Source organism: Embleya scabrispora DSM 41855 (assembly GCF_000372745.1).
GTDB lineage: Bacteria > Actinomycetota > Actinomycetes > Streptomycetales > Streptomycetaceae > Embleya > Embleya scabrispora.
This window is the reverse complement of the sequence record NZ_KB889563.1, coordinates 69,149-86,307: the sequence shown is the minus strand read 5'-3', so window position 1 is coordinate 86,307 and position 17,159 is coordinate 69,149. Positions and strand designations below refer to the sequence as shown.

Genomic DNA, 17,159 nt, shown 5'->3' with positions numbered 1-17,159 from the left:
CCGGCGATGACGTCCTCCCTGTGGTTGCACAACGACCGGCTCTCGGTGGAGGTCCGTCCCGACAAGGGCGCCGACATCACCTCGATCACCGAACGCGCCACCGGCATCGACATCCTCTTCCGCGCCCCATGGGGACGCCGCGACCTCGCGGGCGCACCCGTCACCGGCGACAGCCGGGTCGACTGGCTCGCCCGGTACGGCGGCGGCTGGCAACAACTCGTCCCCAATGCCGGCCACGAACGCACCGTCGACGGTGTCCGCCACGGCTACCACGGCGAGGCGGCGACCGTGTCCTGGTCCGTGGGCGACGCCGACGACTCCCGGGCCCAGCTGGTCACCGAGCTGATCACCGCCCCCCTACGGCTCACGCGCACCCTGCACCTCGACGGCCCAGCCCTACGCGTGCGCGACACCGTCCACAACACCGCCGAGGAACCCGTCCCCGTCATGTGGGTCCAACACCCGGGATTCGGTGCGCCGTTCATCGACGAGCACTGCACCATCAGCACCCCCGCCCGCACCGTGCTCACCGACGCCGAACAGCCGGGCAACACCCTGCCGCCGGACACCCGGGCCACCTTCCCGCTCGTCCCCACCGCCGACGGCGGCACGGTCGATCTCCGGCAGGTTCCCGGGCCCGGGAGCAGGCGGTCCGTCTTCGCCTGCCTCACCGACCTCGACGCCGGCCGGTACACCATCGACAGCCCCACCGCCGGCTTCGGCATCCGGCTCGAATGGGACACCACCGTGTTCCCCCATGCCTGGCTCTGGCAGGAATGCCACGCGAGCAGCGGCTTCCCCTGGTACCGCCGCGCCTACGTGGTCGCCATCGAACCCGCCAACATCCTGCCCGGCGACCCTTCCCCGGCCTGCCCCGTCCGCGGCCGGCCACCGCTCCTGCCGGCCGGTACCACCTGGACCAGCGACATCACCCTGAGCATCACAGACCTCCCCTGAAGCCGGCGGCCGCCCGCACGCGGACGCCCCCGGCACCGGGCCGAACCGAAGGACCAACGCCCATGATCTACGCCGGCGCCGATCCGGCAGCTCCCAACCCGCAAGCAGTGTGCCTCGGCGAGACCATGGCCGTCCTATTGCCCGGACACCCCGGCCCCACCGAGTCCGTCGAACAGTTCTTGGTCGGCGTGGGCGGCGCCGAGTCCAATGTCGCCTGCGGCCTCGCCGGGCACGGGATCACCACCGCCTGGATCAGTCGCGTCGGCGACGACGCCTTCGGCCGACGCATCACCAGCGAACTCACCGCACGCGGGGTCGATGTCTCGGCCGTCACCGTCGATCCCCTGCGTCCGACCGGCCTCTACCTCAAGGAAACCCACCCGCACAGCCGGATGCGCTACTACCGCACCGGCTCCGCCGCCTCCGCCCTCGGCCCCGACATCTTCACCAACCCCGTGTTCAACCGGGTCGTTTCCGGCGCCCGACTACTGCACCTGTCGGGCATCACCCCCGCACTCTCCGACAGTTGCCTCGGCCTGATCCGGGCCCTGCTCACCGCCCCCCGCCCCGGCCGCACCGTCAGCTTCGACCTCAACTGGCGACCCGCCCTGTGGCGCGACCGCGACCCGGCCGTCCTGCTCGAACTCGGCAACGCCGCCGACCTGCTCTTCCTCGGAGCCGACGAGGCCGAAGCCGCCTTCGGCCTCGGCAGCGATGCCGCCATCCGGGCAGCGTTCCCCGCCCCCGCGACCGTGGTCGTCAAGAACTCCGAGCACCACGTCACCGCGCTGAACGCGGACGGCACCACCGTCAGTGAACCCGCGCTCCTCGTCGAGGTCGTCGAACCCACCGGCGCCGGCGACGCGTTCGCCGCCGGCTACCTCGCCGCGACCCTGCGCGGCCTGGACCAGCGCTCCCGCCTGCGCCTGGGCCACATCACCGCCGCCACCGCCCTCACCAGCCACGGCGACCACGGCGTCCCACAATCCCCCGAACTCACCGCCGCTCTGCTCGCCGCCTCCCCCGACCAATGGGCCGCGACCCGAGTCGCCGCCGCCGGAATCCACTCACCCGCCCTGTTCTGAGCACACGGCCCGACCGAGGTCCGCACGCGCACCACGACAAGCCGACCAGGGAGCACCGGACCAGGACCACGCCCCTGTCCCTTGCAACCGACCCATAGGAGTCCTTGGAATGAGCGAAGCAAGTCGTCGCACGTTTCTCAAGTGGTCGTCAGCCCTGGCGGTTGGCGCATTCGCCGCGCCGCTGCTTCCGGCCGCACCGGCCAACGCGGCTCCCGGAAGCGTCCCGGCGCTGGATGCGCTGACCAGCGACTGGCCGGCGCCGTCGACTCTCCGGCACCTGCCCGCCATCAGCAACTTCCGGGGTGGCGTCAAGCCATGACCCTGCGCCTTCCCTTCGACGAGGGCACCGGCTCGTCGACCACCGAGGCGACCACCGGGACGGCGATCCCGACCGGCGACGCCACGACCTGGTCGACGGGCAAGACCGGATTCGGGAGGGCGCTGGTCTTCGGGGCCGCCTCGACCGTCCCGGCCGTCGGGGTCCCCGCAGAGCTGGTCATGACCTACTACTGCATCTGCGGAGGCAAATTCGCCGACGTCATCATCAGCGACCTGTTCGGCTACACCCCGAACGGTTCGAAGACGGCATTACAGGACGCCACCGTGTCACGTGGCTTCAACGGAACCCTGTCCGGAGTGATGTTCAAGGGCGTCGGGCACACCATCACCAGCTCTTCGACCGGGCTGTCCATCACCGCGGAGTGACCCCGGCGGGCCGCCGACCTCGATCGGGGCGGCAGCCCGTGGCCGCCTCGGCTACTTGTACAGCGTGTTCTGGATCGCCGGGTCGTTGAGGTTGTCCTTGGTGACGATCACCGGGTCGAGGGGCTGGTCCTTGGGGATCGAGCGGTCCCCGTCGAGGTACTTCACGGTGTTCTGCACCGCGAGCTGACCGATGGTGTAGGGGTTCTGCGACACCAGCGCCGTCAGGTTCCCCGCCCGCAGGTGGGTGACCTCCTGAGCGGAGGCGTCGTAGCCGACGACGGCGATCCTGCCGGCCTTGCCCGCCGCCCGTACCGCGTTGGCCGCGCCTTCCGCCGTGATCACGTTGGACGCGAAGATGGCAACGAGGCGGGGGTGGGCGGAGATCGCCGCCTGAACGAGTCCGGCGGCCTGGGTGGCGGAGTCCTGGCTCGCGTACAGCTCGGGCAGCACGTTGTAGGCGGTCTGGCCGCCGAACGCCTGCTTGAAGCCCTTGTCGCGGTCATCGATCGAGGTGATGCCGGGTTTGATGTGCACGAACACGACGTCGCCGCCCTGCGGCGCCTGCTTGATCAGCTCCTGTCCGCCGAGCCGGCCGCCCTTGACCGAGCCGGCTGCGATCGCTGTGAAGATCTTGTCCGTTCTGGCGTTGTTGCCGGTGGTCATGACGGGGATGCCCCGCGCGATCGCCGCTTCGATGGGCGCGGCGAGCGCGGTGGCGTCGGTCGGGTCGATGACGATCGCGTCGGGCTTCTTTTGGACGACGGCCTGGAGCACCGGAATCTGCTCCGACGCCTGGAAGTTCGCCGGCCCCTGCACGATTGCCGTGGCTCCCGCCGCCTTCGCTGCGGCCTGGAATCCGGCCGTCTCCGTCGAGTAGTACGGGTCGCACGTGCACCCGGGGACGAACGCGATCGTGTGGTGCTTACCCGAGGCGGAGGTGCCGGCGCCCCCCGTGGCGGCGCCGGGGTTCGGGGGGTCGCCGCTGTGGCCGGACGAGCAGGCCGACAGGACGAGGGCAAGGCTTGCTGCGGCCGCCACCAGGGAGGTCCGCAGGGTTGTGGAGTTCATCATGTGCTCCGATGATCCGATGAGCGGTTTGCGGGGCGGAGGACTGCCGGGCGCCGCGGTGTCAGCGCGTGTGTAGGCGCTGTCGTCGTTTGATGTCGTCGATCGCGACCGCGACGATGAGGATCGCGCCGATGGCGACCGTCTGCCAGAACGGCTGGACGTTGATGATCACCAGGCCGTTGTTGAGTACCGCGGGGATCATGACGCCCACCGCGGCCCCGAACATCGTGCCGCGTCCGCCGAAGAGGCTCGCTCCACCGATGACGACCGCCGCGATGGCGACGAGGTTGTCGCTGCCGTGGCCGCTTACTTGCGTGGTCGTGTAGCGGGCGACGTCGAGCACGCCGGCCAGGCCGGCGAGGGCGCCCATCATCATGAACAGCGTGATCTGGTGTCTCGCCACCTTGATGCCGCTGCGGCGGGCCGCCTCGGTGTTGGAGCCGATCGCGTAGGTGTGGCGTCCGAACCCGGTCTTCGCGAGCACGAGTCCGGCGACCAGGGCGACGGCGGCTGCGATCCAGGCGGGCAGGGGCAGGCCGAACACCTGCCGCATGCCGAGGCCCGTCACCATCTGCGGTGGCAGCCCGGTCACGTCGGTGCCCTTGGTGATGACCTGGGCGAGCCCCAGCGCCATACCGAGCGTGCCGAGCGTGATGATGAACGACGGGATCTTCAGTCGTGTCACCAGGACGCCGTTGAGCAGGCCCCACGCGGCACCGACGACGATGCTCGCTGCCATGCCCACGATGATCGCGATGGTGGCGTGGGGGTACCCGGACGCCGCCGGGCCGCCGAGGGCCACGATCGTCTTGGCTCCGATCACCTGGCTGAAGACGAGTACGGAGCCGATGGACAGGTCGAGTTGGCCGCCGATGATCAGGTAGGCCGTGCCGACGGCGAGCAGCATGGTGCCGGAGGCGTTGAACAGGATGTTGCGGAAGTTGTCGGTGTTGAGGAACGGGCTGCCGGCCTTGATGGCGAAGAACGCCATAAGGAACACCAGCGCCAGGAACACCCAGTTCCCGGTGAGTACGGTCGACACACGACGGGCCTGTTCGCTGCGGTTCGCACCCGCGTCCCGCGGCGTGGCCGCCGGGCGGTCCGTTGTGAGGTCAGGGGTCATGACGTTCCCCGGGAGTGGTCGGGTTCGTCGCCACGGCCCCGGTGATGGCGGCGACGATGTCGTCGTGGGTGGTGTCGGCGGGAGACAGGGTGGCCGCGGTCGAACCCAGTCGGAGGACAATGATCCGGTCGGCGACATCGAAGACGAACGGGACGCTGTGGCTGATGACGACGACCGCGATGCCCNGGTCCCGGGTCCGCTTGATCAGCTGTGCGACCTGTTCGGTCTGCACCAGCCCGAGGGCGGCCGTCGGCTCGTCCATGATGACCAGTTCCCTGGCCCAGATCCCCGCCCGGGCGATCGCCACGCTCTGGCGCTGACCTCCGGAGAACATTCGGACCGGGGCGCGGTAGTCCGGCACCCGGGCGCCGAGCGTGCGCAGGTGCTTCTCGGCCTCGGTCTGCATGCGCTTGACGTCGAGGACGCCGAGCCTCCCCAGCAGTCCGGGCTTGCGGTGCTCGCGTCCGAGGAACAGGTTCGCCGGAGCTGACAGGTCGTCGGCCAGGGCGAGGTCCTGGTAGACCGTCTCGATGCCGGCCGCGCGGGCGTCCAGGGGTGACGAGAAGCGAACATGCACCCCGCGGATCCGCAGCTCGCCGCCGTCCGGCGCGAGGACTCCCGAAAGGATCTTCACCAGGGTGGACTTCCCCGCGCCGTTGTCGCCCATGAGGGCGACGACTTCGCCGGGCGCGACCTCCAGTGAGACGTCCGTCAGCGCTGTCACGTGGCCGAACCGCTTCGAGACGCCGACGGCCGACAGTACGGGGTGGCTCGGCCGGGGGTCCGCGCGATCAGGGGTCGTGTGCGACACATGCATCGGTACGAGTTCCCCTCTCCTGGGTCTCTCCGGGTCAGTGACTCGGATACTCCGCACTCGAGGATAAATCGGTCGTTTTATGCTCTTTCGGAATCCTTGCATACAAGTCGACCAGCATGCAAGGATGGTCTCATGAAGAACGAACGAACCCCCACGGTGAACGCCGGTGCCTTGGCCTCGGTAGGCCGGTCCCGGCCGCGTCAGCGAACTTCGGACCGCGTCTACGAGGAGCTCGCCTCGGCGATCCGCAATGTGCGGCTCCCGCCCGGAGCGTCACTGTCCGAGACCGACCTGGCCGAGCAGTTGCACGTCAGCCGCACCCCGCTGCGTGAGGCGATCGCCCGCCTGGTCGAGACCGGACTCGTTTCCGTCGTCCCCCAGGTCGGGACCCGGGTCGAGCTGATCCGTCTGCACGACGTGGAGCAGGCGCGCTTCGTGCGCGAGAACCTCGAGTCGGCGGCTTTCGCGACGGCCTGCGAGAAGCCGGAGCGTGACATCAGCGGCTTGCGTGCCATCCTGGCCGAGCAGCGGCGCTACGTCGAGGTCCACGACCTCGACGCATTCTTCGCCGCAGACGAGGCTCTGCACGCCCGGATCTTCAACATCAGCGGATATCCGGGGGCCTGGCAGATCATGCAGCCGATGAAGATGCACCTGGACCGGCTGCGGCGGTTGTCACTTCCCGACCCGGACACCGTGTTGGGCCTGATCGAGGAACACACGGCCATCGTCGACGCTCTGGAGGCCGGCGACGTCCTCGGCGGGCGAGCCCACATCCGACGACATGCACGGCGGGCGCTCGACAACGGCCCCGCCCTGCAGGCGCAATACCCCGGCTATTTCACCGAATGACGTTCGGGCGGGCCGCGGGCACATCCCCGCCTCGCCCGTGCCAGGGCCGGAAGGAGTATCGACGTGACCATACGAATCTCACTCGGCCACGTCGACGAGTACGACGACCGGACCGCCGCCTTCGCGCATCAGCTCGGCCTGAAGGGCGTCCAGTTCCACACCCCCAACCTGCTGCGGGGGAGCGCCGGGTACTGGAGCTTGGAGGAACTGCGCGCGCTACGTGAGCGCTGCGACGCCGACGGTCTCGCGATCGACGGGCTGGAGAACGTGCCGATGCGGCACTTTCGCAAGGTCCAGCGCGGCGCCCCAGGACGCGAGGAGGAGATCGACAACTTCCGCACCACGATCCGGAACATGGCCGCGGCGGGCATCGACGTCCTGGGCTACAACTTCCAGCCCACCTTCGTCTGGCGCACGGCCATGGCGGAGCCCGGCCGGGGCGGTGCCGAGGTCACAGCCTTCGACCTCGCGGACACGCCCGCCGGGAACGCCCTCGCGTCCCACCGCCTTTCGCCCTCCGAGCCGCTTGCGGAGCCCATCTCCGCCGAGCAGATGTGGGCCAACCACCAGTACTTCCTGGACGCCGTCCTGCCGGTCGCCGAGGAAGTCGGGGTCCGTCTCGCGCTCCACCCGGACGACCCGCCCGTCGACGACCCACTCGGCGGGGCGGCCCGCATCTTCACCTCGCCCGCGTCGCTGGTGGCGGCCCGCGCACAGGCGAACGAGAGCCCGGCCTGGGGAGTCGACCTGTGTCTCGGGACCGTCTCGGAAATGGGCGGGCAGGAGGCGGTCGACGAGGCCATCGACGCCCTCGGGCCTTCCGGATCCATCGTCTACATCCACTTCCGCGACGTGCAGGGCACGGTCCCGGCCTTCCGGGAGTGCTTCCTGGGCGAGGGGAACCTCGATCCGGCTCGCGTCATCCGCCGCCTTCACGACGTCGGCTTCGACGGGTTCGTCATCGACGACCATGTGCCCGCCATGATCGGCGACGCCGGCACGTGGGGGGACGTCTCGTCGCAGGCGTACTGCAGCCGTGGGCGTGCCCATGTCATCGGATACCTCCAAGGCGTCCTCGACGCCCTGGACCTCGGGGCCTGAGGAGACCGGAGACGTTTGTCATGCCCCGAACACGCTCATCCACACCGCACCAAGCGATCCCGGAGCCTCAGATGATCGCCACAGGCACCCCTCGTACCGACATTCGGCCCGCCACCCTCGCGGGGATGGCGAGGACCGCCGCGTGCCACACGACCGCCGCCCGCGAGTCCGTGACGACGATGCGGCACTTCACCGTCGGTGTGGCACGGCAATGGGGGATCCCCGACGAGGCGCGCGAGGCACTCGGTCTCATCGTGACCGAACTCGTGACCAATGCCGTGCGCCACAGCGGCAGTTGCGATGTGGCCGTGATCGTCACCGCGCGCGACTCGGAGATCGTGGCAAGCGTCCGTGATTCCGGACGATGGCACTCCACACCTCGTCTACCCGATCGACCCGGCGAGATCGCGACCTTCGGACGCGGACTGCTCCTCGTCAGCGCGTACGCGGACAGCGTGACGTTCGACCGCAGCTCCCACGGCACACGGGTCACGGCGCGCGTGGCGCTTCCCTCCCGCGGTTGCGGCACCTGAGACTCCGGGGGAACCACGCAGTCGACCGCGGACCTGCACCTCGGCGAGGAAGTCGGCGGCCTGGTCGAGTATCCGGGTAGGCTCCCGATCGCCCCCGTATGGGTCACCCACGGACTACGCGCCGCACAACAGGAGCGGCACCGGCCGGGGAGCGGGTCTGCCTCCCGATGCCGCCTCTGCATGCCGGTCGCGACCTGCACCTCCGGCAGCCGCCCCGCGTCGGCGGCCTCGACCACGGCGGCCAGCGCGTGTCGGCACGGGATGGCGGCCCCGGCGCGTCGCCGTGCACCTCACGGCCTGAATCGGCCGGACGTCAGCCGGATTGGCGGCCGCTCACGGTGCCGGCTCCGCCCGTCGGCGACGACGGGTGGAGCCGGAGTTCCCTTTTCGCCCCCGCGCCGCCTGTGTGGTGCCGCTCAGCCGAGGTCAAGCGCGTTGAGGACACCCTGGAGGTAGCCGATGGCATGGGCACGCCCGCGACTGCAGTATGCCTCGGAGGAGATGTCCATCCAGGTGTCGCGGTCACCGATCACGGCCGGCACGTGGTCGTCGATCAGGAAGCCGTCGAAGCCCACGTCGTGGAGGCGGCGGATCACCCGGGCCGGGTGGTAGTTGCCCTCGCCGAGGAAGCATTCACGGAAGGCGGGGACCGTGCCCTGGACGTCGCGGAAATGGGCGTAGAAGATCGCCCCGACGGGCCCGAGGGTATCGATCACCTCGTTGACCGCATCCTCGCCACCCATCTCGGACACCGTGCCGAGGCAGAAGTTCACGCCCCACGCGGGGCTCTCCTTGGCCTGCGCGCGGGCGGCCGCGAGGGAGCCGGGCGAGGTGAAGATCCGGGCGGCGCCGCCGAGGGGCACGTCGATCGGCGGGTCGTCGGGGTGCAGTGCGAGGCGCACGCCCACCTCTTCGGCGACGGGTAGGACCGCGTCGAGGAAGTACTGATGATTGGCCCACATCTGCTCGGTCGTAAGGGGCTCTTCGAGCGGTGCTGCCGGCGAGAGCCGGTACAACGCGAGGGCATTTCCGGCGCCCACATCGGCGAGGTCGAAGGCGGTCACCCTGGCGCCACCCCGGCCGACGGCCCCCATGTCGGTGCGCCAGACGTAGGTGGGGAGCCAGTTGTAGCCGAGCAGATCGATACCGACCGCCGCCATGTTGCGGATGGTTCTGCGGTAATTGTCGATCTGCTCGTCGCGACCGGGGAGCCCGCGCTGGATCTTCCAAAAATGGGCGAAGGGGATGTTCTCCAGCCCCTCGATGGTCAAACCATCGCCGTCACAGCGTTCGCGCAACGCCCGCAGCTCCTCCGGGCTCCAGAACCCCTGCTCGCCCGGGAGCAGGTTCGGGGTGTGGAACTGCACGCTGGTCAGACCGAGTTGGCGGGCGAAGGTGGCCGTTCGGTCGTCGTAGACGTCGATGTGACCCAGGGAGAGCCGGATCGTCACGCCCGCACCGCCTTCTGGCTCTGTCGGCCGAGGCCATCGATCTCGACCTCGACGACATCGCCTTCGCTGAGGTAGGGGAACCGGCCGGAGGCCGCCACGCCCTCCGGGGTGCCGGTGTTGACGAGGTCGCCGGGTTCGAGCACGGTGACCTGACTGAGCTGGTGGATCAAGGTGGCGACGCCGAAGATCATGTCGGCGGTCGTGGAGTCCTGCCGAGGTTCGCCGTTGACCCGGGAGCGCAGCCCCAGGGCCTGGGGGTCGGGCACCTCGTCGGGCGTGACGAGCCAGGGGCCGAGCGGGTTGAAGCTCTCGCAGCTCTTGCCCTTGGACCACTGGCCCCCGCTGGTCTCCAGCTGGAACTCGCGTTCGGACAGGTCGTTGGAGACGGCGTAGCCGGCGATGTGGTCGAGGGCCTGCTCGGGTGAGTCCAGGTAGCGGGCTCGGCGGCCGATGACGACGGCGAGTTCGACCTCCCAGTCCGTCCTGCTCGATCCGCGGGGCAACAAAATCTCGTCGTAGGGGCCGACTACGGTGTTGGGTGCCTTGTAGAACATGACCGGGTGCGGCGGCGGAGCGGATCCGGTCTCGGCGGCGTGCGCGGCGTAGTTCATGCCGATGCACAGCACCACACCCGGTCGGGCAATGGGAGCGCCGACGCGCATCCCGGCCCGGACGGGCGGAAGGGTGCCCGCGGCGATCGCCGCGCGGACCCGGGCCGGGCCGTCGCCGGCCAGGAAGGCGCCGTCGATGTCGGGGGTCAGCCGGCGCAGGTCGAGGTACTCACCGTCCGGGGCGAGGACGACGGGTATCTCGGAGCCGGGGGCGCCGACGCGCATCAATCGCATGTGAAGCTCCTTGTACGGGGTTTGGCGGTGCGGTGGGGATTGCGGGCGAGCACGGTCAGCCGGCCAGCAGGCCACCGTCCAGCACGAGTTCGGTGCCGGTGATGAACGCCGCGGCGTCGGACGCCAGGTAGAGGGCGGCCTCGGCGATCTCGTCGGGTCGTCCCAGGCGCCCCATGGGCTGACGGGCGACCAGGCCCGCCAGGGCCTGCTCCGGGTCGTCGGCAGCGGCCACCAGGCGCCCGACCCAGGGCGAGTCGACGGTGCCGGGACAGATCGAGTTGCAGCGCACGCCGGTGCCCGCGTACTGCACGGCGACCTGCCTGGTGAAAGCGATGACCGCGCCCTTGCTGGCGCAGTAGGCGGCGCGGTCCTTGAGTCCGACGAGTCCGGCGACCGACGCGGTGTTGACGATGACCCCGTAGCGCTGCGCCAGCATGGTGGGCAGCGCGAATCTGGTGCCGAGGAAGACGCCGCGGGCGTTGACCGCGAAGACCCGGTCCCACTCCTCGACCGAACAGGCGACCGGGTCGGTGGTGGAGGACGCACCGGCGTTATTGCAGAGCACGTCGATCCGACCGGTCTCGTGCACGGCCGCTGCCAGGGCGGCCGAGACCGAATCGGCGTCGGTGACGTCGACGCGCAGTGGCGTGGTGCCCTCCGGAACATCGCCGGGGGCGAGGTCGGCAGCGTAGACGCGGGCGCCTTCGGCGTGGAACCGGCGAGCCATCTCGCGGCCGATACCGGAGCCGGCCCCGGTGACGACAACGGTGCGTCCGTCGAATCGCGTGCTCATGCTGCGTCCTTCCTCGGTCGTCCGTCCGGCCACGGGCCGGCGAAGACGGTGTCCTCGGTTGCTTCCAGTTCCAGCAGGCGGTTCCACTTGGCGGTGCGCTCGGACCGGTGGGTCGAGCCGACCTTGATCTGCCCGGCACGCCAGCCGACGGCGAGATCGGCGAGCCAGCTGTCCTCGGTCTCTCCGGAGCGGGCGGAGACCACGGTCCGGTATCCCGCGGTGCGGGCCAGTTCCACGACCGAGCGGGAACTGCCGACCAGCCCGTTCTGGTTCACCTTGACCAGCACGGAGTTGGCGATGCCGTCGGTGATGCCGCGCTGCAGCCGCTCGGCGGAGGTGACGAACAGGTCGTCGCCGACAAGCTCGACGCGCTCGCCGAGTACGGCGGTGGCTTCCTGCCAGCCCTCCCAGTCGTCCTCGGCAAGGGCGTCCTCGACCGAGACCACCGGGTAGTGGTCGCACCACCGGGCGATCTCGGCGATCAAACCTGTCGCCGTCAATTCCCGCTGCTCGCGGGCCAATCGGTAGCGGCCGTCGTGGAAGAACTGCGTGGCGGCCACGTCGATCGCGATCGCGATGTCCGTTCCGGGCGCGAAACCGGCCGCTCGGATCGCCTCGGTGAGCAGGTCGAGCGCGGCACGGTTGGTTGCCAGAGGAAGGCCCAGCCCGCCCTCGTCGGCCACGAGCACCGCTTGGGCGTGGCCGGCCGCCAGCGCCAGCCGGGTGGCCGCTTCGCGGACCGCGACCGCCCATTCGACGGCCTGGGCAAAGCTCGTCGCACCCACCGGGACGACCAGGAAGTCCTGGACGTCGAGCATCCGGCCGGCGTGGGCTCCGCCGGAGAGGATGTTGACCATGGGCATGGGCAGCAGCAGGGGCCCGGCGTCGGCGGCCAAATAGCGGGCGAGCGAGGTGCCGTGGGCGGCAGCGGCGGCGCGCTGGGCGGCGAGGGATACGGACAGGACGGCGTTGGCCCCCACGACGGCGAAGGAGGGGGAGCGATCGGCCGCACGCAGTGCCGCGTCCACCTGGGCGGGTGTCAGACCTGTAACCAGCGGCGCGAGCGTGTCGGTGACGTGGCCGACGGCCGTGCGGACGCCGCGTCCACCGTATCGGCTGCCACCGTCCCGCAATTCCAGTGCCTCGTGGGAGCCTGCCGAGGCGCCGGAGGGCACCAGGGCGATGCCCTGGGCACCGCCCTCCAGGGCGACTCGTGCGGCGACCGTGGGCCGCCCCCGAGAGTCGAGGGCCTCCCAGGAGTCCACTTTCGTGATCAGCATGCGCTCTCCATGATCTTCGCCCAGACCTCCTCGATCGCCGGGTCGTCCGCCCGGAGCAGGTCGAGGGCCAGGGCTCGTACCGCTGCGGCGGTCGCCGGGCGGAGGTATCCGGCGGGCGACAGGCCATCGACCCGGGCGAGCAGCAGGCAGGCGGTGTGCCAGCCGGTCCGCTCCACCGGTGGCCGCCGCCCGGAGGTGAGAACGGCCCGATGCGCGTGCAGGAAATGCTCCGCGGCGGCGGCGAACTCCGGCGCCCGGTGCGGCAGGTGCATCGCCTTCAGGGCGAGGTGGCACTGGAGGAAGGCAAGGTCGAAGACGGCTGCGCCGGCGTGGGCGACCTCGAAGTCGATCACCATCAGCCCGTCCGGACCGACCAGGACGTTCTTCGGGGAGAAGTCACCGTGGACCAGGCAGTCGCGCCGGCTGCGCAGCTCGGCGGACAGGTCGACGACGCGCTCGGCGACCTGGGGGTGGGCGGCGGCGACCGCGCCGTGATAGGGGCTCAGGCGCAGTTGATCCAGCGCCTCGTAGTCGTCGAATCGAGCGGCCACCTGCGGGGCCTCCCAAGTGCGGTCCTGCCAGGTGCCGAGCACGGTGCCGAGCACCTCCGCCGTCGCAGCGGTGCCGTGCGTAGGGTCGGGTTCCTCGCCGAGCAGGACGGTCTTCCAGGGGAGCCAGTCGGCCGGCGCGGCGGTCATCACGATCGTGTGCTGCTCCCGGTCGGCGTGAACCAGTTGCGGCGTGTATTCCGGGGTCAGGCCGTGTAGGAGTTCCAGTGCGGCGGCCTCGGTCATGGCCCGTTCGGGCTTGGCCGTCCAGTCTCCCGCCACCAGCAGCCGGCTCAGCGCCCGCTTGAGCACCAGGCGCGCAGGCGCGGCCTCCACGAGCAATGTCTCCCCGGAGACACCGCCGGACAGGGGGACCACCTGCGGCGGTTGGAGCAGGGCCTTCCGGTACAGGTATGCGACGGGGTCGCGCGTGGGCGCGTCGTGGGGGTCGTAGACGGTGCTCATTCGCTGAAGTACTCCGGGTGTTGGGCTCGCTGCTGCGGGCCGTGGTCCAGGACGCGGCGGGCATGGCGGCGGATGTGCGCCCGGCGGCCCGAGGCGTCACCGGGCTCCAGCGCGTCGACGATGGCCGTGTGTTTCACCGATCGGTTCCCGCACGGTGTTCGGGTCTGGCAGGCCGAGCCGACGCAACCGGCCGAAGCGCATCTTCAGCGGCTGTGGATCACCTGCCGGGCCGGGTGGTGGTCGCTCGGCGCGCAGAACTCCCTGCGGAGCGCCTCGTCGCCGGCGAAGGATCCGTTCGATCGTGAATCCGACGGCAGCGCTCCTGCTCCAGCGGCGGCGCGCGCAGGGCCTGCACTGCGAGGGTTCGATCTGGTTTCACATTGATATCCTTGCATACTGGCGTTCTTGTATGCAAGCACGTGGCGGCCGGCCACACCGCGGTTCTGTACGTATCGGTCGGCACCGGCGTCGGCGGCGCCCTCGCCCTTGACGGCCGCATCGTGCGCGGCGCGCGCGGAACGGCGGGCGAGGTGGGCCACCTGAGCGTGGCCCGCCCGGTGAGCGCCCGGTCCTGCGCCTGCGGGCGGCCCGGGCACGTGGAGGCGGTCGCCTCGGGACCGGCCATCGGCGAGCCCGCCCGGACGGCGGCACGTTCGCCGACGCGGTGCGCGCGGTACCCGATGCCGGCGCGCTGGTCCTGGCAGACGTGGCCACCGAGGCCGAGGCCCGGAACGCGGAGCACGCCGGCGCGGACGCGGTGGCGACCACGCTCGCGGGCCACACCGCCGACCGCGCACGCACCGCGGGCCCGGACCTGGCCCTGGTCGCGGCGGTGGCCGCCCAAGTGTCCCTCCCGGTGATCGCCGAGGGCCGCTATCACCGCCCCGCCGACGCGGCCGCCGCCATCACAGCGGGCGCTCACGCGGTCGTCGTCGGCACCGCGATCACGGTGCCGTCCTGGCTCACCACGAGTTTCCGCCGGGCGCTCCCGGCGCGCTGAACCGCGGTTTCGTCCACCGCCGTCGGTACCACCGATCCCGTCGGCCCGCCGCCCCGCAGGTCTCCAAGGCGGCGGGCACCCTACTCGTCGGCCGCGAACCGGTCCGGCGGCAATGTCCGGGCCTGTTCGCGGGATCCGTCGGCGTGTCGGTGGGGGAGGGGGTGCGATCAGACGCGTGCTCCGTTGTCGCGGGGCGCGCGGCCGGGACGGCGCACACCGTGGCCGTCGTGCTCGGACGAGGTTCGGGATCGGGCCGCACGTGGCGGCGGACGCATCGCACGCGACTCCAACGCGACCGCGACAGGGGCGGCGACACTCACCGTGGAGCCGGTGCCGACCACGACGCCGATCAGCAATGCCAGCGCGAAGTCGGCCAGTGAGTCGCCGCCCAACACCGCCAGCGCGACCAGGACGAACAACGCGCCGGAACCGGTGTTGACGGTGCGCGGCAGGGTCTGGATCACCGCCGTGTCGGTGATCCGGGCAAGGGAGCGGTTGCCCTGCGCGGGTGTGCGGCGCAGTTCGCGGATCCGGTCGAAGACGACGACGGAGTCGTTGACCGAGTAGCCGATCACGGTGAGCAGCGCGGCCAGGAACACCGCGTCGACGGTGCGCCCCAGCCACGCGAAGGCGCCCACCACGATCAGCACGTCGTGCGCCATGGCAACGACCGCGGCCACCCCGAAGGTCCAGCGGAACCGCACCGCGAGGTACGCCGTCTGGGCGGCGAGCGCCACCCCGAGGGCGATCGTGGCCTTGAGCCGCAACTCCTGCCCGAGGCTCGGACCGACGAACTCGTCGCGCACCTTCTCCGCTCCGCGGCCGAGTTCGACGACCGCCGCGGTGATCCGCGCCTCCTCGGCCTCGGTCGGCTTTCCCGTGCGTACGGTGAGTTCGCGATCCCCCGAGGCATGCACGACGGCCTTGGGGAATCCGGCGTCGGCGAGTGCCGCCCGGGCCCGGTCCGGATCGACCGCCTGCGTGGTCGAATACTCCACGAGCCGGCCACCGGTGAACTCCACGCCGAAGTCGACGCCGCGTACCGCCACGCCGGACACCGCCAGGCCCAGCGCGAACACGCCGGATACGGCCACCATGCGGCGGCGATACCGCATGAGGTGCGGATCGCGTCGGGCCAGCCACTCGCGCACTCGGCCCGCGTGCGCGATGCCGCTGATCCGGGGCCGGCGTCGCACCGCCGCCCGGCTCACGGCGAACTCGGCCAGGACCCGGGTGACCACCAGCGCGCTGACCATCGACGCGAGCACGCCGATGCCCAGCGTCACCCCGAATCCGCGTACCGGGCCGGTGGCCAGGAAGAACAGCAGGCCGGCGGCGATCAGGGTGGTGACGTTGGAGTCCGCGACGGCGCCGAACGCGTTGCGAAAGCCCCGGGTCAGCGACGGACGCAGGGTCGGCGCGCTCCGGGCGAGGTATTCCTCACGGGCTCGTTCGAACACCAGTACGTTGGCGTCGATCGCCATGCCGACGGCCAGCACGAATCCGGCGAGTCCGGGCAGTGTGAGGGTGGCGCCCAGGCCGACCAGGGCGGCGTACGCGATCAGCCCGTAGCCCACCAGGGCCACTGCGGCGAGTACGCCGAGCAGGCGATACGCACACGCGATGAACAGTGCGGTGGCCGCGGCGCCGATGATCGCCGCCCATGTGCCGGCCTCGATGGCCTGCTCGCCCAGCGTGGGGCCCACGGTGCGGTGTTCGACCGTCTCGACCGGCACCGGCAGCGCGCCGCCGTTGATCAGCAGCGCCAACTCGCGGGCCTCGCGTTTGTCGAAGTCGCCGGTGATGCGGGTGGAACCGCCGAGGATTCCGGTGCCGCAGCGCACCGACGGGTCGACCTGGGGCGACGAGACGACCTTGCCGTCCAGGGCGATCGCCACGCGCCGCGCGGGCGCTCCCGGAGGCGCGCACGCGGCGTCCCCGGTGAGTTGGGCCCAGGCCCGTTCGCCCCGACCGCGCAGGTCGAGCGTGACGTGCCAACCGCCGCCGGCCGGATCCAGGAGTGCCTCGGCCTTGTCGACGTCGGCTCCGGTCATCCGCGTCGTGTCCAACCTCAGCATCCGGCCGGACTCGTCCGGCAGTACCTGTCGTCCCTCGGCGTCGGGTGAGGTCGTGGCACCGGCCGCGTCGACGACCCCGAGAACGGGATGAAAGGTGAGTTGTGCGGTCCTGCCGAGTACCTCGGCTGCCCGGCGCGGCTCCTGCACACCGGGCAGTTCGACGATGATCCGTCGGTCACCCGAGCGGACCAGGTCGGGTTCGGCGACGCCGAGCGCGTCGACGCGACGACGCAGCACCTCCAGGGTTCGATCGGTGGCGTCGCGGTCGGCTTTCGCGGTGGGCGAGTCGCGGGTCTCCAGGACGATTTGGGTGCCGCCGCGCAGGTCGAGGCCGAGGCGCGGCGGCACGGTCGCGGCGATGTAGGTGGACATGGCGAGGATGGCGAGGGCGAACAACGCCCGCACCTTGGTGGCACGTGGCAAGGATGGTCTCCACGGATACACCGCCGCCGGTGGTC

The 17,159-nt window shown here is 70.8% G+C and carries 18 protein-coding genes and 1 pseudogene; 9 read left to right on the top strand and 10 right to left on the bottom strand.

The features are described from left to right. Positions 1 to 6: 6 nt before the first annotated feature. From A3IC_RS0104435 to A3IC_RS0104425, 4 genes are all read left to right on the top strand, one after another. Positions 7 to 957, top strand: a complete 951-nt coding sequence (locus A3IC_RS0104435; protein WP_020548862.1) for a DUF4432 family protein — start codon at positions 7 to 9, stop codon at positions 955 to 957. Between the two features lie 62 nt (positions 958 to 1,019). Beyond that, a complete protein-coding gene (locus A3IC_RS0104430) occupies positions 1,020 to 2,042 on the top strand; it encodes a sugar kinase (RefSeq protein ID WP_020548861.1) in 1,023 nt (340 codons plus the stop codon). Between the two features lie 109 nt (positions 2,043 to 2,151). After that, positions 2,152 to 2,361, top strand: a complete 210-nt coding sequence (locus tag A3IC_RS68290; RefSeq protein WP_158695800.1) for a twin-arginine translocation signal domain-containing protein — start codon at positions 2,152 to 2,154, stop codon at positions 2,359 to 2,361. Beyond that, the gene (locus A3IC_RS0104425) at positions 2,358 to 2,747 is read left to right on the top strand and encodes a hypothetical protein (RefSeq protein WP_026217877.1); all 390 of its coding nucleotides are present in this window, start codon (positions 2,358 to 2,360) and stop codon (positions 2,745 to 2,747) included. Before A3IC_RS68290 ends, A3IC_RS0104425 begins: the two co-directional genes overlap by 4 nt. 51 nt (positions 2,748 to 2,798) lie before the next feature. Here the strand turns inward: A3IC_RS0104425 and A3IC_RS0104420 are convergent, their stop codons facing one another. Genes A3IC_RS0104420 through A3IC_RS0104410 form a run of 3 tightly spaced genes read right to left on the bottom strand, consistent with a single transcriptional unit; the run spans position 2,799 to position 5,755 of the window. Further along, positions 2,799 to 3,818: a substrate-binding domain-containing protein gene (locus A3IC_RS0104420; protein WP_020548858.1), complete on the bottom strand. Its 1,020-nt coding sequence runs from the start codon at positions 3,816 to 3,818 to the stop codon at positions 2,799 to 2,801. Between the two features lie 58 nt (positions 3,819 to 3,876). Then, complete coding sequence (locus A3IC_RS0104415) at positions 3,877 to 4,938, bottom strand: ABC transporter permease (RefSeq protein WP_020548857.1); 1,062 nt, start codon at positions 4,936 to 4,938, stop codon at positions 3,877 to 3,879. Then, positions 4,928 to 5,755, bottom strand: coding sequence for an ATP-binding cassette domain-containing protein (locus tag A3IC_RS0104410; protein ID WP_052173195.1), 828 nt, complete (start codon positions 5,753 to 5,755; stop codon positions 4,928 to 4,930). Before A3IC_RS0104410 ends, A3IC_RS0104415 begins: the two co-directional genes overlap by 11 nt. 132 nt (positions 5,756 to 5,887) lie before the next feature. Between A3IC_RS0104410 and A3IC_RS52445 the strand changes: the two genes are divergently transcribed. The 3 genes from A3IC_RS52445 (at position 5,888) to A3IC_RS52440 (ending at position 8,241) form a co-directional block, all read left to right on the top strand. Continuing rightward, positions 5,888 to 6,607: a GntR family transcriptional regulator gene (locus A3IC_RS52445; protein WP_020548855.1), complete on the top strand. Its 720-nt coding sequence runs from the start codon at positions 5,888 to 5,890 to the stop codon at positions 6,605 to 6,607. 63 nt (positions 6,608 to 6,670) lie between these two features. Further along, the gene (locus A3IC_RS0104400) at positions 6,671 to 7,708 is read left to right on the top strand and encodes a mannonate dehydratase (protein WP_020548854.1); all 1,038 of its coding nucleotides are present in this window, start codon (positions 6,671 to 6,673) and stop codon (positions 7,706 to 7,708) included. A gap of 125 nt (positions 7,709 to 7,833) precedes the next feature. Further along, positions 7,834 to 8,241: an ATP-binding protein gene (locus A3IC_RS52440; protein ID WP_020548853.1), complete on the top strand. Its 408-nt coding sequence runs from the start codon at positions 7,834 to 7,836 to the stop codon at positions 8,239 to 8,241. A gap of 416 nt (positions 8,242 to 8,657) precedes the next feature. Here the strand turns inward: A3IC_RS52440 and A3IC_RS0104390 are convergent, their stop codons facing one another. Genes A3IC_RS0104390 through A3IC_RS68285 form a run of 6 tightly spaced genes read right to left on the bottom strand, consistent with a single transcriptional unit; the run spans position 8,658 to position 13,760 of the window. Continuing rightward, on the bottom strand, positions 8,658 to 9,692 hold the full coding sequence (locus A3IC_RS0104390; protein ID WP_020548852.1) for a mannonate dehydratase: 1,035 nt from the start codon (positions 9,690 to 9,692) through the stop codon (positions 8,658 to 8,660). Continuing rightward, positions 9,689 to 10,537, bottom strand: a complete 849-nt coding sequence (locus A3IC_RS0104385; RefSeq protein ID WP_020548851.1) for a fumarylacetoacetate hydrolase family protein — start codon at positions 10,535 to 10,537, stop codon at positions 9,689 to 9,691. The genes A3IC_RS0104390 and A3IC_RS0104385 overlap by 4 nt, the downstream gene beginning before the upstream one ends. A gap of 55 nt (positions 10,538 to 10,592) precedes the next feature. Next, positions 10,593 to 11,330, bottom strand: a complete 738-nt coding sequence (locus A3IC_RS0104380; RefSeq protein ID WP_020548850.1) for an SDR family NAD(P)-dependent oxidoreductase — start codon at positions 11,328 to 11,330, stop codon at positions 10,593 to 10,595. Beyond that, positions 11,327 to 12,610, bottom strand: a complete 1,284-nt coding sequence (eno, locus tag A3IC_RS0104375; protein WP_020548849.1) for a phosphopyruvate hydratase — start codon at positions 12,608 to 12,610, stop codon at positions 11,327 to 11,329. Before eno ends, A3IC_RS0104380 begins: the two co-directional genes overlap by 4 nt. Then, positions 12,604 to 13,623, bottom strand: a complete 1,020-nt coding sequence (locus A3IC_RS0104370; protein WP_020548848.1) for a phosphotransferase family protein — start codon at positions 13,621 to 13,623, stop codon at positions 12,604 to 12,606. The genes eno and A3IC_RS0104370 overlap by 7 nt, the downstream gene beginning before the upstream one ends. Continuing rightward, positions 13,620 to 13,760: a hypothetical protein gene (locus A3IC_RS68285; protein ID WP_020548847.1), complete on the bottom strand. Its 141-nt coding sequence runs from the start codon at positions 13,758 to 13,760 to the stop codon at positions 13,620 to 13,622. The genes A3IC_RS0104370 and A3IC_RS68285 overlap by 4 nt, the downstream gene beginning before the upstream one ends. Positions 13,761 to 14,042: 282 nt before the next feature. Between A3IC_RS68285 and A3IC_RS70595 the strand changes: the two are divergent. Together A3IC_RS70595 and A3IC_RS0104360 are read left to right on the top strand one after the other, a co-directional pair. Next, positions 14,043 to 14,255, top strand: a pseudogene (locus tag A3IC_RS70595) (ROK family protein); the annotation flags it as partial. Next, positions 14,195 to 14,623, top strand: a complete 429-nt coding sequence (locus tag A3IC_RS0104360; RefSeq protein WP_106668782.1) for a nitronate monooxygenase — start codon at positions 14,195 to 14,197, stop codon at positions 14,621 to 14,623. The pseudogene A3IC_RS70595 and the gene A3IC_RS0104360, both read left to right, overlap by 61 nt. A gap of 167 nt (positions 14,624 to 14,790) precedes the next feature. Here the strand turns inward: A3IC_RS0104360 and secD are convergent, their stop codons facing one another. Then, positions 14,791 to 17,124, bottom strand: coding sequence for a protein translocase subunit SecD (gene secD, locus A3IC_RS52435; RefSeq protein WP_020548845.1), 2,334 nt, complete (start codon positions 17,122 to 17,124; stop codon positions 14,791 to 14,793). Positions 17,125 to 17,159 lie beyond the last annotated feature (35 nt).

What these genes read in the sequence shown, in the direction of transcription:
- A3IC_RS0104435 (WP_020548862.1), top strand. Translation starts at nt 7, where the DNA reads ATGACGTCCTCCCTGTGGTTGCACAACGACCGGCTCTCGGTGGAGGTC.
- A3IC_RS0104430 (WP_020548861.1), top strand. Translation starts at nt 1,020, where the DNA reads ATGATCTACGCCGGCGCCGATCCGGCAGCTCCCAACCCGCAAGCAGTG.
- A3IC_RS68290 (WP_158695800.1), top strand. Translation starts at nt 2,152, where the DNA reads ATGAGCGAAGCAAGTCGTCGCACGTTTCTCAAGTGGTCGTCAGCCCTG.
- A3IC_RS0104425 (WP_026217877.1), top strand. Translation starts at nt 2,358, where the DNA reads ATGACCCTGCGCCTTCCCTTCGACGAGGGCACCGGCTCGTCGACCACC.
- A3IC_RS0104420 (WP_020548858.1), bottom strand. Translation starts at nt 3,818, where the DNA reads ATGATGAACTCCACAACCCTGCGGACCTCCCTGGTGGCGGCCGCAGCA.
- A3IC_RS0104415 (WP_020548857.1), bottom strand. Translation starts at nt 4,938, where the DNA reads ATGACCCCTGACCTCACAACGGACCGCCCGGCGGCCACGCCGCGGGAC.
- A3IC_RS52445 (WP_020548855.1), top strand. Translation starts at nt 5,888, where the DNA reads ATGAAGAACGAACGAACCCCCACGGTGAACGCCGGTGCCTTGGCCTCG.
- A3IC_RS52440 (WP_020548853.1), top strand. Translation starts at nt 7,834, where the DNA reads ATGGCGAGGACCGCCGCGTGCCACACGACCGCCGCCCGCGAGTCCGTG.
- A3IC_RS0104385 (WP_020548851.1), bottom strand. Translation starts at nt 10,537, where the DNA reads ATGCGATTGATGCGCGTCGGCGCCCCCGGCTCCGAGATACCCGTCGTC.
- A3IC_RS0104380 (WP_020548850.1), bottom strand. Translation starts at nt 11,330, where the DNA reads ATGAGCACGCGATTCGACGGACGCACCGTTGTCGTCACCGGGGCCGGC.
- eno (WP_020548849.1), bottom strand. Translation starts at nt 12,610, where the DNA reads ATGCTGATCACGAAAGTGGACTCCTGGGAGGCCCTCGACTCTCGGGGG.
- A3IC_RS0104370 (WP_020548848.1), bottom strand. Translation starts at nt 13,623, where the DNA reads ATGAGCACCGTCTACGACCCCCACGACGCGCCCACGCGCGACCCCGTC.